Raw genomic sequence first — 13,929 nt, forward strand, 5'->3', positions numbered from 1 at the left:
AGGTTAGTCTAACCTAGCTCCGGGCCACCGAAGAGGGTGCTTCGCTCGGCCTTCACGAAGGGGACTTGCCGATGTCACCGACCGATCCGCAGGGCGCAATTCCGGTCTACGACCTGGTGGGAGTCGGTTTCGGTCCGTCCAATCTGGCGTTGGCGATAGCCGTGGAGGAGCACAACGGACGCGCCGGTCAGGATCCCGTCACCGCGGTTTTCCTGGAACGTCAGGGCTCGTTCGGCTGGCACCGCGGAATGCTGCTGGAGGACGCCACCATGCAGGTGTCGTTCCTCAAGGACCTGGTCACGCTCCGCAACCCGACCAGCGAATACAGCTTCGTGTGCTACCTCAAGGAGCGCGACCGGCTGATCGACTTCATCAACCACAAGAGCTTCTTCCCCCTCCGCGTGGAGTTCCACGACTACCTGGAGTGGGCGGCGGCCAAGGTGGACGACATGGTTCAGTACGGCCATGAGGTCGACGAGGTCGTCCCGGTGGTCCGCGACGGGGTGGTCGAGGCGTTCGACGTGCTGGTCCGGCACGCCGGCGGGGTCAGCTCGTACCGGGCGCGCAACCTGGTCGTCGCCACCGGGCTGCGTCCGCAGATCCCGTCCGGGGTCGACTCGTCCGAGCGGATCTGGCACAGCCGCGATCTGCTCACCAACATCGGCCGGCTGGACGGCGCCGACCCGTCCCGGTTCGTGGTCGTCGGCGCCGGGCAGAGCGCCGCCGAGGTCACCGCGTTCCTGCACGAGCGGTTCCCGCGGGCCGAGGTGTGCGGGGTGTTCTCCCGGTACGGCTACTCCCCGGCCGATGACAGTTCGTTCGCCAACCGCATCTTCGACCCCGCCGCGGTCGACGACTACTTCGGCGCGCCGCCCGAGATCAAGACCATGCTGATGAACTATCACAGCAACACGAACTACGCGGTGGTCGACAACGACCTGATCGAGGAGCTGTACCGCCGCACGTACCGGGAGAAGGTCAACGGGGCGCGGCGGCTGCGGCTGCTCAACGTGTCCCGGCTGGCCGGCGCCAAGGAGGCGCAGGACGGCCGGGTCGAGGTGACGATCGAGACGCTCACCACCGGCGAGTTGTCCACGCTCGAGACCGACGTGCTGATCTGCGCAACCGGATACCAGCCGGTCGACCCGTTCCCGCTGCTCGGCGACGTCGCCCGGCACTACCGGCGGGACGAGTTCGGCCGGGCCGTGGTCGAGCGCGACTACCGGATCGTCGCCGGCCCGTCGGTCGCTGCCGGCGTCTACCTGCAGGGCGGCACCGAGCACACGCACGGCATCACCGCGTCGCTGCTCTCCAACGCCGCGGTGCGCTCCGGCGAGATCATCGAGTCGATCGCCGCCCGGCTCAGCGCGGACCGGCCGCTCGCGGTCGCCGCCACCATCGGCTGATTCCGGCAACGGGACTGATGCACGGCGAGGCCCGGCGTGAGCCGGGCCTCGCCGTCGTCTGGCACCATGGTCCGGCGTGTGCGAGCGGGCGGGGAGCAGCGGTTGGATCTGACGGAAGCGAGGCAGCTCGCCTCATCCCTGATGGCTCGGCATGGGCTGGCCGGGTGGCGCCTGGTGTTCGACGACGCCAAGACCCGGGCCGGGGTGTGCCGCTACGACCGCAAGCAGATCGGACTGTCCCGCCCGCTGATCTCCCTCTACGAGGCCGAGCAGGTCACCGAGACGGTGCTGCACGAGATCGCCCATGCTCTGACCGGGCCGCGGCACGGCCACGACCGGGTCTGGCGGGCCACCGCACGGCGTATCGGCTGCTCGGGTTCGCGCTGCATGCCGGCGGACGCGCCCAGCGTCGACGGGCCGTGGGTGGGTGTCTGCCCGGCCGGTCACCGCGCGACGGCACACCGCCGGCCGATCCGCGTCAAGTCGTGCCGCGACTGCGCCCGCGGCTTCGACGCCTCCGCGATCTACACGTGGTCACATCGCGGCGAGCCGGCGTCGATGGACCCCCGCTACGAGGCCGAGCTGGCACGCATCCGTGCCGGCCGATCCACGACGCCGGCCGCGCCGATTCCGCTCCAGGTCGGTGAACGGGTCCGGCTGACCGGTACGGGCCGATATGCGGGCCTGGCCGGCACGGTCGTCAAACGTGGACGCACCCGCTACCACGTCCAGACTGGAGCCGGCCTGCTGAGCGTGGCCTTCACCGCGGCGCAGCCCCTCCGGCCCCAGTAGGCTCCCCCCGGGGGTGACGAGAGACGTGGACGTCCGACGCGACTGGCAGCCGCCCGGGGCGGCAGGCCGGCGGCGGGCCGACCACACCGCGATCGTGGGCTGCGACCTGTTCGTCGACGGCGTCGCCGTCGAGAGCCCCGGCCCGGCCGCCGATCTGGCGCTGCTGTACTCGAAGGCGCGGGAGCGGGAGGGCGCCTTCGTGTGGCTCGGCCTGCACGAGCCCACCGAGGCCTCGCTCACCCGGGTCGCCGAGGTGTTCGGCCTGCACCCGCTGGCGGTCGAGGACATCCTGCACCGCGAGCAACGGGTGAAGATCGAGCGATACGAGGACGTGCTGTTCCTCGTCGTCCGGGCCGCCCAGTACGTCGACCACGAAATGTTCACCGCGACCAGCGAGATCGTCAGCACCGGTTTCGTCCGCCTCTTCGTCGGCCCGCACTTCGTCGTCACCGTGCGGCAGGGCACCGTCATGGAGCTCGGCTCGCTGCGCGCCGACCTGATCTCCGACCCGGCCATGCTGGCTCAGGGCCCGTGGTCGGTGGTGCACGCGATCCTGGACCGCCTCGTCGACTCCTACGTCGAGATCGTGGGCGCGATGCAGACCGACGTCGACCTGACCGAGGCGGCCGTGTTCGCGTCCGGGACATCGGTCACCGTCGAGCAGATCTACCAGCTCAAACGCCAGCTGATCAAGTTCAAGGCGGCCGTGCTCCCGCTCCAGCGCCCGCTGGCCGCCCTGACCGACAAGCAGTTCACCGACCTGCCCAAGGAGATCCGCCGCTATTTCAGCGACGTCGCCGATCACCACGCCGCCGCCGTGGAGCAGGTCATGGCCTTCGACGATGTGCTCAACGCCCTCCTCCAGGCCCGCCTCACCCAGCTGACCGTGGAGCAGAACGACGACCTGCGCAAGATCGCCTCCTGGGCGGCCATCGCCGCGGTGCTGACCGCGATCGGGGGCATCTACGGCATGAACTTCGCGCACATGCCCGAGTTGACCTGGCGATACGGCTATCCGAGCGTGATGCTGCTCATGCTGATCAGCGCCGCCGTCCTCTACTGGCTGCTGCGCCGCGCCGGTTGGCTGTGACGCCGCCGGTCAGATTCCGCTCCGGAGCCGGGCGCGCCACGGATGGTCCGGGTGGACCAGGCCGAGCGTCGCGTCCAGCCACCCGCGTTCCGCACGCGACATCAACGGCAGGGCGCCGGTGAAGTCGGCCTCGTCCTTGTCCCGCCGGTGCTTCGCCTTGAACAGCAGCGTGGCCTCGATCGCCAGGTACGGCACTCCGTCGTCCGTACGCCGGATGATTTCCGCGTACGGCCGGCGGATCCGCCGCTCGTCGCGGCGGCAGACCCAGACGTCCCCGTCGTGCGGTTCGCGGAAGACGTCGAAGCGCCACCGGCCGGCCGCCCGGTCCCAGGCCCAGGTCTGGTGCGATTCGCCGGCCAGCGCCTCGGCCGTGAGCGGCACGAGGACGCCCTCGCCCGCCGGCACCCAGAAGTCGAGCTCGGGAAACAGCGGCGGCAGCAGCGCGAAATGCGCGGCCGGCACGGCGATCTCCAGGTCCTCGTGGTCGCGGGTCTGCTCTCCACGGAACAGGTCGACCGACCAGCCCGCCGCGACGTACCAGGGAACCGGCAGGTCGTGGAGACGCCCGGCGATCCGGCGCGGATGCCAGGCGTCCCACGCGTCGACGTCGGGATGACTCACGACGGCGACCCTACCGGGCCACGCCCGTCAGGCCGCGACCAACGGCTTGAGGGCCGCGCCGACCCGGGCGACCATGCCCGGCCGGTGGCCGTTGCGGACCAGGTTGATGGTGAGGCCGTCGATGCCGGCGCCGAGGATCTTCTCGTGCAGTTGCTCGGCGACCTGGTCGGCCGTGCCGACGAAGGCCCGGTCGCGCCGGTCGGCGGGGATGGTCTCGCCGAGCTCCTTGGCCTCCTGCCCGGTCTCGCCCACCATGCCCATCACCAGGAAGCTCGTGCGCAGGGTGGCCGGGTCGCGGCCGATCTCCTCGCACCGCTCGCGCAGCACGGCGACCTTGCGCGGCAGGTCGGTGACGTCGCAGATGATGTTCATGTGGTCGGCGAAGCGGGCCGCCAGCCGGAAGGTCTTCCGCTCGCCGCTGCCGCCCAGCATGATCGGGATGGCCGGCCGCAGCCGCGGGTTGTTCATGGCGCCGCGGGCCGTGTACCACTTGCCCTCGAACGACGCCTGGTCGCCACGCAGCATCGGCGCGATGATCGTGAGCGCCTCTTCGAGGCGCTCGAACCGCTGCCCGAAGCTGCCGAACTCGAAGCCGTAGTCGTGGTGTTCCCGCTCGAACCAGCCGGCCCCGATGCCGAGGACGGCCCGGCCCTTGGAGACCACGTCGAGCGTGGTCACCGTCTTGGCCAGCAGCGCGGGATTGCGGTACGTGTTGCCGGTGACCAGCGTCGACAGCTGGATCGTCGAGGTGGCCGAGGCGAGCGCGCCGAGCGTCGTGTACGACTCGAGCATCGCCTGGTCGGGCGTGCCGATGCCCGGCAACTGGTAGAAGTGGTCCATCACCAGCACGGTGTCGAACCCGGCCGACTCCGCCTCGCGCGCCTGCGCGGCCACGGTGTCGAACAGGTCCTCGACGGGGACGCCGGGGTAGGTGAAGTTCGGAATCTGGTACCCGAGCCGGATGGTCACGCTGTCTCCCGGATGTAAGAGGGCTATCACATGTTAATGTATGAGACCTCTTACATCCGGGCAAGCGCATCGGGAGGGCGGCGTGTCGGCCTATCACCACGGCGACCTGCGCGCCGAGCTGATCCGGCTCAGCTTCGACCTGCTCGCCGAGTGTGGCCTCGAGCGCTTCTCGGTGGCCGCGGTCGCCCGCCGCGCCCAGGTCAGCCCGGCCGCGCCGTACCGCCACTTCCCCGACCGTGGCCACCTGCTCAGCGCGGTGTCCGCCGTGGCCGCCCACGAGCTGAACGCCGAGATCGTCACCGCCGCCGACGCGGCCGGCGCCGACCCCCAGGCAAGGCTCGCCGCCGTGGCCGGCGCCTACGTGCGGTACGTCGTGCGCACCCGCGCCGGCTTTCCGGTGATCTTCGCCGCCGAGCTGTACGAGATGCCCGACGACTCCCGCCGGGAACAGACCCGCGCCCTGATCAGCACGCTGACCGACCTCGCCTTGGCGACCGCCTGCACGTCGCACGAGGAGGCGATCCGCCTCGTCGAGGCAACCGTCGCGGTCGCCCACGGCTACGCCTCGCTGTTCACCGACGGCTTCTTCACCCACAGCTCGCGGACGGTCGACGACGTCGCCGCCCGCGCCACCGCGGCCGCGCGGGTCCTGATCGCGCAGCGATAGTCACCCGCGGCGCAGAATCTCGGCGGCGCCGGCCATGGCGCGCATCTTGCCGGTCGCCGATTCCCACGGCAGGTATTTCATGCCGCAGTCCGTGGCGATCACCACGTTCTCCGGCGCCACGTAGGGCAGGGCGCGCCGCACCCGTTCGACGACCGTGCCGACCGTCTCGACCGCCGGGTCGGAAAGGTCGATGACGCCCACCATGATGGTCTTCCCGGCCAGGTGCTTGAGCACCGACGTGTCGAGATGCGACTGGGCGGTCTCGATCGAGATCTGGTCGCAGGCGCAGTCGGCCAGCTCCGGCAGGAAGGAGTAGCCCGACGGCCGCTCGTGGACGATCGCGGCGTACCCGAAGCACAGGTGCACCGCCGTCGTGCCGGTCACCCCGTCGAGCGCGCGATTGAGGGCCTTCACCCCGTACGCGCGGGCGGCCTCGGGCCGGGCCTGAAGATACGGCTCGTCCAGCTGGACGATGTCCGCGCCGGCCGCGAAGAGGTCACGCACCTCGGCATTGACGGCGTCGGCATAGGCGTACGCGAGGGACTGCGGGTCGCCGTAGTAGTCGTCCTGCGTCTGCTGCGACATCGTGAACGGGCCGGGCACCGTGACCTTGATCGTGCGGTCGGTGTGCTCGCGCAGGAACCGGACGTCGGCCGCCTGGATCGGGCCCGGCCGGCTCACCTCGCCGACCACGCGGGGCACGGGGTTCGGCTGTCCGCTGCGGTTGACCACCGTTCCGGGGTTGTCGAGGTCGAGCCCGGTCAGGGCCGTCGCGAAGTGATTCGAGTAGCTCTCCCGCCTGATCTCGCCGTCGGTCAGGATGTCCAGCCCCGCGTCCTCCTGGGCGCGGATCGCGAGCAGCGTCGCGTCGTCCTGCGCGCGGGCAAGGTGCTCGGGCGCGGGCCGCCACAGCTCGGTCGCCCGCACGCGCGGCGGGAACCGGCCGGCGAGCCGGGCCCGGTCGATCAGCCACTCCGGCTGCGGGAAGCTACCCACGAGGGTGGTCGGGAACAGCGGAAGCGCTGGCATGATGTGGCCCTTCGATCGCAAGAGCCCCAGTATTCCTGGTCTTGCTCAGGAGAGCCCGCTGCCGGCTTTCTTCGGGGGCCCGCGGGGACGCGGACCGCTGACGTGCCAGCAGGCGCGACACCCCGTCGGCGGTCATCGGCTCGGCCAGGTGGAAGCCCTGGCCGACGGTGTAGCCGAGCTCGCGGAGCACGGCCACCTGCTCGGCGCTCTCGACCCCCTCGGCGACGGTGTCGAGGCCGAGCGCACGAGCGAGCTGGATCACCGCGCGGGCCACCGCCTGCCGGGCGTCGGCGGCGGCCGGGCGGCCGTCGTCGATCTCGATGCCGTCCACGAACGATTTGTCGAGCTTGATGATCGCGGCGGGGAAGGCGCGCAGCAGGCTCAGCGACGACTCGCCGGTGCCGAAGTCGTCGAGGGCGAGGCGGATGCCCGTGCGGTCCAGTTCGTGCAGGGCGAGGGAGACCTGCTGGCCGCGCTGCACCGCCGACTCGGTCACCTCGAGCACCAGGCGCTCGCAGGGCAGCCCGCTGTCGGCGAGGGCGCTGGTGACGTCGGAGACGAAGTCGGGGTCGTGCAGTTGCCGCGCGGACACGTTCAGGCCGGCCTCCTTCAGCGCGTCCGGCCCGAACTCGGCCAGCCACGCCGCCGCCTGGCGGCAGGTCTCGCGCAGCACGAACCGGCCCAGCGGCACGATCAGGCCGGTGCGTTCCGCGGCCGGGATGAACTCGGCCGGGCCGACCACGCCGCGGGCCGGGTGATGCCACCGGATCAACGCCTCCACGCCGATCGGGCCGTTGCCGTCCAGCCGCATGATCGGCTGGTAGACCACGCGGAACTCGTCGTTCTCGAGGCCCCGCCGCAACTCGCCACCGAGCTGCATGTGCGCCAGGACGGGCTCGCGCATGCCGTCGGCGTAGCGCACGAAGCCCGCGTTGCCCTGCTGCTTGGCGGTGTACATCGCGACGTCGGCGTTCAGCAGCACCGAGTCGACGGTGGCGCCGGGCGCGGCGACGGCGATACCGATGCTGACCTGCACCAGCAGGCGGTGCTCGCTGATCGGGCGGGTGAACGCGGCCAGCAGCCGCTGGGCCAGCTCGTCCGGGTCGGCGCCGGCGCCGGTGAGCAGCACCGCGAACTCGTCACCGCCGACCCGCACCGGCAGGCCGCCGTCGCCGGCCTCGGCCCGCAGCAGCCGCGCGACCGAGATCAGCAGGCGGTCGCCGGCCCCGTGGCCGAGCAGGTCGTTGACGGTCTTGAAGTCGTCGAGGTCGACGAGCAGCACCGACGCCGTGCCGGTCGTCTCCAGAGCATCCCTGAGCCGGTCGCGGAACAGCGCCCGGTTGGCCAGCCCGGTGAGGCCGTCGTGGCTGACCTCGTACTGCAGCCGCTCCTCCTGGACCCGCGTGTTCCGCAGCAGCCGGGCGTTCTCCCGGTACGCGATGTACTGCCGGACCGTGACCAGCGCGGTCACCGCGACCGTGGCGATCAGGGCGACCCGGACCGGCCAGCGCAGGGGCGCGCCGAGCGCGACCGCGATCAGCGGCACGTCGACCGCCACGATGGCCAGGTAGGGCAGCCACACGCCCATCCGGGCCGAGTCGCGCCGCAGCCCACGATCGGCGCGACCCTGGGCCGCGACGCCCAGCGTCACCAGCAGCGGGGCCAGCGGCATGACGATCGCCTGGGCCGGGATGCTCGCGACGTACCCGAACTGCACCGCGAGCACGGCCACGACCCCGGCCGGGACACCGCCGGCGGACGCGATCAGCCGCACCGCGTCGCGGTCGACCGGGCCGCCCACGATGTACGAGACCTTCGTCGCGGCGCCGGCCGCGATCAGGAAACAGAGCGCGACCAGCAGCATCGCCTGGCGGCTCCACGGCTCGCGGGCCGACAGCATCGGCGCCAGCCCGACGTACCACAACACGGCCGAGCACCCGAGGAACGCGATCGTCCGATCCAGCGCCACGCGCCACCGCTCGACACCGGCGTTCGCGACGACCGGCACCCGGGCCAGGGCCCAGATGGCGATCACGAAACCGATGGCCACGCAGGCCGCCGCCGGCGTCGGCATGCTGCGGGTACGGGCCTGGGCGGCGTGGGCGAGCATGTCCGCGGCCAGCCAGGCGTACCCGATCGTGATCACGCCGACGGCGAGCAGGACGGCCCGCCAGAACCGCCGGGCGACCGGATCGAGACCGAGGTCACGGCGGGACATCCGGTGGACGGACGCGGCCGCCAACGCGCCACCGACCGGGACGAAGACGTACGCGAATGCCTCGGTGCCGGCGCCGATGGTCAGGTAGGCCACGCACCAGGCGGTGCCGAGAACGGCAACGGCGGCGGTGGCCCGCACGAAGCGCCGGGCGGCCGGCCACCGATGCATCGTCCGCGTCACGGCCCGACACTATCGGCCTTGATATGTACCTGATCTCACCCGAACGTTCCACATTCGCCGTACGACGGCGGGTCCAACGTGGTCGATGTCTACGTCCGCTATCTGCGGGACAAAGTCGACCGACCGTTCGGTAGGGACACCATCCAGACCGTGCGGGGCGTGGGCTACCGGCTCGACCCCGGCGCCTGATTCGGACCAGGCGCCGGCCGCGGACCGGGCGCCGGCTGCGGATCAGGCGCCGGCCAGGATGTGGGCCAGCTCGGCCGGCCTGGTCAGCATCGGCCAGTGCCCGGAGTCGATGTCGACCAGGTCGACGTGCTTGACCTTGGCGAGCTCGGGCAGCTCGCCCGCGTCGAGCCATTCCCGGAGCTGGGCCGGCGTGTACTCGGGGCACACCATCACGACGGGCACGTCGTAGCGACGCTCGTCGGTCAGCCGGACGATCCCCTTGGCCACGCCCTCGGGAACGGGAACGGCGGCCTCCGAGAAGCTCTTGCGCGCCTGCTCGTCGAGGTCGGCCGCGTCCGCGCCCTCGAACGGCTCCCAGCCGGGAAACGGCATCACGCCGTTCTCGACCGGGAAGAAGCTCGCATAGGCGTCGCCGTCGGCCGACGGGAACCCGCCGATCATCACGACCTTGCTCACCCGCTCGGGCCGCGCGTCGGCGGCCAGCCAGGCCAGGGCGCAGGCGACGGAGTGGCCCACGACCACCGAGGCGCCGGGCCCGGCGTCGACGGCCGCCACCGCCGCGCCGACCTGGTCGCCGAGCGTCGCCGAGGTGTTCCCGTCGCCCTGACCGGGCAGGGTCACCGCCACGGCGCGGCGGCCCCGCTCCCCCAGCGCGGCGACGACGCCGTCCCACGCCGACGCATCGAGCCACAGGCCACCGAGAAGCACGATCTGTTCGTCAGTCATGCCACCAACCTAGGACCCATTCCGGACGTTCTGCTTCCGGTACGGTGCGAGAGGTGGAGAACGTTCCGAGTCCCACCGCCCGGGCCCTGCGCACGCTCGAGATCCTGCAGGCCCGCCCCGGCACGACCGCCGACCAGCTGGCCGCCGCGCTCGGCGTGACCGAGCGGGCCGCGCGCCGCTACGTCGGGATCCTCCGCGAGGCCGGCATCCCGGTCGAGTCGGTCCGCGGGCCGTACGGCGGCTATCGCCTCGGCCGCGGCGCCCGCCTGCCGCCGGTCGTCTTCACCGAGGAACAGGCGCTCGGCCTGGTCATGGCGGTGCTCGACGGGCAGCCGTCCGCGATCGACGCCGGCGACCCGGTCGGCGCGGCGCTCGGCAAGGTCATCCGGGCGCTGCCGGAGGGCGTCGGACGGCAGGCGGCGGCGCTGCGGGCGTACGCGTCGGCCGCCCCTGACCGCCGGGCCGCGCGCGCCGACCCCGCCACGACGAGCGACCTGGTCGCGGCCGTCGCCGGCCGTCGCCGGGTGGCCGTCACCTACGCGAACGAGAGCGGCGACGAGTGGCTGGCCGAGGTCGATCCCTGGGCGGTGGTGGTGCGCTTCGGCCGCTGGTATCTGCTGTGCCACTCGCACCGGGCCGGCGCGATCCGCACGTACCGGATCGATCGCATCCGTGGCGTGCGGCAACTGCCGCAGCGCTTCATGCCGCCCGACGGGCTCGACCCGGTCGCGGCGCTCGAGGAGAACCTGGGCGCGGGCTGGCGGTACCCGACCCGTGTGGTGTTCCACGAGCCCTACGAGCGGGTGGCGCCGTGGATCCGGCCGCCGATGGGCCGTCTGCAGGCCGCCGGCGATCGGTGCCTGCTCATCGGCAGCACGACAAACACGCAGATGTACGCCCAGGAGTGGCTGGCCGCGATCCCGTTCGGCTTCACCGTCGAGCAGGGACCGGAGCTGCGGGACGCCGTCGCCGCCGTCGCCGCCCGCCTCACGGCCGCGGTGTCACCCGCCTGTCCGGACGCAGACGCCACCGTGTCACCCGCCTGACGTTCCGACGCACGCGGCCGCGTGGCACCCGCCTCAGGTGAGGGCGCAGGTCACCGCCGGGGCCGTGTTGGTGGCGGCCGACGAGGCGAGGAATCCGAAGGTGGCGGCGCCCCCGGCGGCGAGACGGCCGTTCCAGTCGACGTTGCGGGCCGTCACCACCGCGCCGGACTGGATGACCGTCGCGTTCCACGCCTGGCTGACGGTCTGGCCGTTGCCGAACGTGAACGTCGCGGTCCAGCCGGAGGAGGCCGTCGCCGCGCCGTTCTTGACGGTGACCTCGCCCTGGAAGCCGCCGCTCCACTGCGAGACCACCCGGTAGGCCGCCGTGCAGGCGCCGGCCGGCGGCGCGGTCGTGGGCGGGGTCGTGGGTGCGGTCGTGGGCGGCGTCGTCGGTGCTGTGGTCGGCGGGGTCGTCGGCGCTGTGGTCGGCGGGGTCGCGCCGCCGAGCACCCGCGCCACGACGGGATACCAGGCGTCGGACATCTTCTGGAAGCCGGTGTCGTTCGGGTGGACGCCGTCGACGTTGTCGGCCACCGCGTCGTACCCGGTCCACAGGTCGGCGACGGAGATCGGCGATCGGGTCGTGCTGAGCCCGGACGCCCAGGCCGGGATCGCGTTGTCGAGCGCAGCCACGTCGGCCGGGCAGGTGGCGCAGGCGGCCGCGCTCATCGGGATGATCTGCGCGACGACGATCTTCACGTCGGGGTTCTGGGCGCGCATCTGGCCGACCAGCTTGGTGAAGGCGGCCAGCTTGTCCGGCAGCGGGATGTAGCCGCCCCACATGTCGTTGGTGCCCAGATGCATGAGGACGACGTCCGGCCGGGCGGCGGCCAGCCACGGCGGCAACTGGTCGTTGGCGGCGATGCCGGTGGCCGAGTAGCCACCGTGTCCCTCGTGGTCGAAGTCGTACGAGTAGCCCGGGTTGCAGCCCCCGCCGTCGGACTGAGTGCCGACGAAGTCGATGCCCGTGTAGCCGGAGGTCTGCAGGCGGTGCCAGAGCTTGGCCCGCCAGCAACCGGGCCCGGCGGTGATCGAGTCGCCGAGCGCCATGATCCGTACGGGGGTGGCGGCGAGGGCGGACGGCGCCACGGCGACCGAGGCGGCGACCGCGAGCAGGACGGAGAGCAGGAGGGCGCCGCGGCGTTTCACCAGAGAATCCCCTCGGATCGAAGCCAGTCGATGGGAGCGCTCCCAAAGCATCGACGCCTTTCCCGTACGAGTCAAGCCGTCCCATATTGCGACGGCCGCCGCCGCGTCCCGCCGATAGCGTCGGTCGACGCCAATCAGGGAGGCCCTCATGAAGGCTCTCGTCTATCACGGCCCCGGCCGCAAGGCCTGGGAGGACGTTCCCGAAGCCACGGTCCAGGAGCCGACCGACGTGGTCGTGCGGGTGGACACCACCACAATCTGCGGCACCGACCTGCACATCCTGCACGGCGACGTGGCCGCCGTCACCGACGGCCGCATCCTCGGCCACGAGGCGGTCGGCACCGTCACGGCGGCCGGCGACGCGGTCAAGGGATTCGCCACCGGCGACCGGGTGCTGGTGCCGGCGATCACCAAGTGCGGCCGGTGCGAGTACTGCCAGCGCGGCATGCCGTCGCACTGCCAGACCGTGGGCGGGATCGGCTGGATCTTCGGCCACCTCATCGACGGGACCCAGGCCGAGCTGGTCCGGGTGCCGTACGCCGACACGTCGCTCTACGCGGTGCCCGGCAACGTCACCAACGAACAGGCGATCTTCCTGGCCGACTCGCTGCCCACCGGCTACGAGGTCGGCGTGCTGGCCGGCGAGGTGCGCCCCGGCGACACGGTGGCCGTGGTCGGCGCGGGCGCGGTCGGGCTGGCCGCCATCCTCACCACCGGCCTGTGGGGCGCCTCCCGGGTCATCGCGATCGACGCGAACAAGTTCCGCCTGGAGAAGGCCCTCGAGTTCGGCGCGACCGACGTGTTCGAGGCCGGCCAGGGCACGGCCGGCGACGTCCTCGCGCTCACCGACGGGCTCGGCGTCGACGTCGCGATCGAGGCAGTCGGCTTCCCCGAGACGCTGCTGACCGCCGCGTCGCTGGTGCGGCCGGGCGGCACCATCGCCAACATCGGCGTGCACGGCGTCCCGGTCGAGCTCCCGATGCAGGACATGTGGATCAAGAACGTGCGGCTGACCATGGGCCTGGTCGACACGGTCTCGATCCCGACGCTGCTCAAGATGGTGGCCAGCGGGCGGATCCCGGCCGAGAAGATGGGCACGCACTCGTTCACGTTCGATCAGATGGACGAGGCGTACGGCGTCTTCGGCAACGCCGCCGCGAACTCCGCCCTGAAGGTCATCATCACGCAGGCCTGACAGTTCACATGATGGTGAAGGTAGCGATTACGGCGAGTTCGGAGGCTTGGCCTTCTGCGGGTAGATCGTCTCGTGGCGGGACAGCATGGCGACGAACTCGCCGATCTTTCGCTCGCGGGTCTGCGCCCGTTTGACGGCATTGACGCGGTAGATGAGAGCGAAGCGGTTGGCCTTGGTGAGTACGTCGAACATGGCTTGGGCGGCCGGGACGGCGGCGATGGCGGCGAGGAGGTCGGCCGGCACCTCGGCTTCCGACGGCGGGGCGTAGGCCGTCGCCCACCGCCCGTCCGCTTTCGCGGCGTCAACCGCGGCGCGGCCTGCGGGCAGCATTCGCCCCTGCGCCTCGAGCCGGGCCACGTGGGCGACGTTGCGTTGTGACCAGGCGCTGCGGGATCTACGAGGGGTGAACCGGATCCACGAGGTCTCCTGATCACGTTTCCGGGCCTGCCCGTCGATCCAGCCGAAGCACAGGGCCTCGTCGACCGCCTGCTGCCAGGTCAGCGTGGTGACTATGCCGCCCTTTTTGGTCAGGGCCAGCCAGACGCCGGGCGACGTGGAGTGGTTGGCCGACAACCACGCGCGCAGCGCCTCGGCGTCCGCGACGATCAACTCATCCAGCTCGGCGCTCCCCATGACGGCAGGCTAACCGACG

The 13,929-nt window shown here is 71.7% G+C and carries 13 protein-coding genes and 1 pseudogene; 7 read left to right on the top strand and 7 right to left on the bottom strand.

Going from position 1 to position 13,929, the window contains the following annotated elements; translation table 11 throughout:
- The first annotated feature begins 71 nt into the window (after positions 1 to 71).
- From ACIA5D_RS34270 to corA, 3 genes are all read left to right on the top strand, one after another.
- Complete coding sequence (locus ACIA5D_RS34270) at positions 72 to 1,406, top strand: lysine N(6)-hydroxylase/L-ornithine N(5)-oxygenase family protein (protein ID WP_396034545.1); 1,335 nt, start codon at positions 72 to 74, stop codon at positions 1,404 to 1,406.
- A gap of 141 nt (positions 1,407 to 1,547) precedes the next feature.
- Complete coding sequence (locus ACIA5D_RS34275; RefSeq protein ID WP_396034546.1) at positions 1,548 to 2,198, top strand: SprT-like domain-containing protein; 651 nt, start codon at positions 1,548 to 1,550, stop codon at positions 2,196 to 2,198.
- A gap of 13 nt (positions 2,199 to 2,211) precedes the next feature.
- The gene (gene corA, locus ACIA5D_RS34280; RefSeq protein WP_396034547.1) at positions 2,212 to 3,288 is read left to right on the top strand and encodes a magnesium/cobalt transporter CorA; all 1,077 of its coding nucleotides are present in this window, start codon (positions 2,212 to 2,214) and stop codon (positions 3,286 to 3,288) included.
- A 9-nt stretch (positions 3,289 to 3,297) separates the two neighbouring features.
- Here corA and ACIA5D_RS34285 read toward each other — a convergent pair whose 3' ends face one another.
- Both ACIA5D_RS34285 and ACIA5D_RS34290 read right to left on the bottom strand, forming a co-directional pair.
- On the bottom strand, positions 3,298 to 3,909 hold the full coding sequence (locus ACIA5D_RS34285; protein WP_396034548.1) for a nucleotidyltransferase domain-containing protein: 612 nt from the start codon (positions 3,907 to 3,909) through the stop codon (positions 3,298 to 3,300).
- A gap of 27 nt (positions 3,910 to 3,936) precedes the next feature.
- On the bottom strand, positions 3,937 to 4,878 hold the full coding sequence (locus ACIA5D_RS34290; protein ID WP_396034549.1) for an LLM class F420-dependent oxidoreductase: 942 nt from the start codon (positions 4,876 to 4,878) through the stop codon (positions 3,937 to 3,939).
- 82 nt (positions 4,879 to 4,960) lie between these two features.
- Here ACIA5D_RS34290 and ACIA5D_RS34295 point away from each other — a divergent pair, with 82 nt between their 5' ends.
- On the top strand, positions 4,961 to 5,545 hold the full coding sequence (locus tag ACIA5D_RS34295) for a TetR/AcrR family transcriptional regulator (RefSeq protein ID WP_396034550.1): 585 nt from the start codon (positions 4,961 to 4,963) through the stop codon (positions 5,543 to 5,545).
- Here the strand turns inward: ACIA5D_RS34295 and ACIA5D_RS34300 are convergent, their stop codons facing one another.
- Both ACIA5D_RS34300 and ACIA5D_RS34305 read right to left on the bottom strand, forming a co-directional pair.
- A complete protein-coding gene (locus ACIA5D_RS34300; protein ID WP_396034551.1) occupies positions 5,546 to 6,574 on the bottom strand; it encodes a uroporphyrinogen decarboxylase family protein in 1,029 nt (342 codons plus the stop codon).
- Positions 6,534 to 8,972: a putative bifunctional diguanylate cyclase/phosphodiesterase gene (locus ACIA5D_RS34305; RefSeq protein ID WP_396034552.1), complete on the bottom strand. Its 2,439-nt coding sequence runs from the start codon at positions 8,970 to 8,972 to the stop codon at positions 6,534 to 6,536. The genes ACIA5D_RS34300 and ACIA5D_RS34305 overlap by 41 nt, the downstream gene beginning before the upstream one ends.
- A gap of 63 nt (positions 8,973 to 9,035) precedes the next feature.
- Here ACIA5D_RS34305 and ACIA5D_RS34310 point away from each other — a divergent pair.
- Positions 9,036 to 9,161 (top strand): annotated as a pseudogene (locus tag ACIA5D_RS34310) (winged helix-turn-helix domain-containing protein); the annotation flags it as partial.
- Between the two features lie 42 nt (positions 9,162 to 9,203).
- On the opposite strand, the gene ACIA5D_RS34315 reads toward ACIA5D_RS34310, so the two are convergent.
- Complete coding sequence (locus ACIA5D_RS34315; protein ID WP_396034553.1) at positions 9,204 to 9,887, bottom strand: alpha/beta fold hydrolase; 684 nt, start codon at positions 9,885 to 9,887, stop codon at positions 9,204 to 9,206.
- 53 nt (positions 9,888 to 9,940) lie between these two features.
- Between ACIA5D_RS34315 and ACIA5D_RS34320 the strand changes: the two genes are divergently transcribed.
- Positions 9,941 to 10,933 (top strand): helix-turn-helix transcriptional regulator, encoded by a 993-nt coding sequence (locus ACIA5D_RS34320; protein ID WP_396034554.1) that lies wholly within the window; start codon positions 9,941 to 9,943, stop codon positions 10,931 to 10,933.
- 33 nt (positions 10,934 to 10,966) lie between these two features.
- On the opposite strand, the gene ACIA5D_RS34325 is transcribed toward ACIA5D_RS34320, so the two are convergent.
- Positions 10,967 to 12,082 (bottom strand): cellulose binding domain-containing protein, encoded by a 1,116-nt coding sequence (locus ACIA5D_RS34325; RefSeq protein WP_396034555.1) that lies wholly within the window; start codon positions 12,080 to 12,082, stop codon positions 10,967 to 10,969.
- Positions 12,083 to 12,230: 148 nt separating this feature from the next.
- On the opposite strand from ACIA5D_RS34325, the gene ACIA5D_RS34330 reads away from it, so the two are divergent.
- Positions 12,231 to 13,277 (top strand): alcohol dehydrogenase catalytic domain-containing protein, encoded by a 1,047-nt coding sequence (locus tag ACIA5D_RS34330; protein ID WP_396034556.1) that lies wholly within the window; start codon positions 12,231 to 12,233, stop codon positions 13,275 to 13,277.
- Between the two features lie 27 nt (positions 13,278 to 13,304).
- On the opposite strand, the gene ACIA5D_RS34335 is transcribed toward ACIA5D_RS34330, so the two are convergent.
- Positions 13,305 to 13,910 (bottom strand): YdeI family protein, encoded by a 606-nt coding sequence (locus tag ACIA5D_RS34335; protein ID WP_396034557.1) that lies wholly within the window; start codon positions 13,908 to 13,910, stop codon positions 13,305 to 13,307.
- Between the last annotated feature and the right edge of the window lie 19 nt (positions 13,911 to 13,929).

The organism is Actinoplanes sp. NPDC051513, from assembly GCF_044454685.1.
Classification (GTDB): Bacteria; Actinomycetota; Actinomycetes; order Mycobacteriales; family Micromonosporaceae; genus Actinoplanes.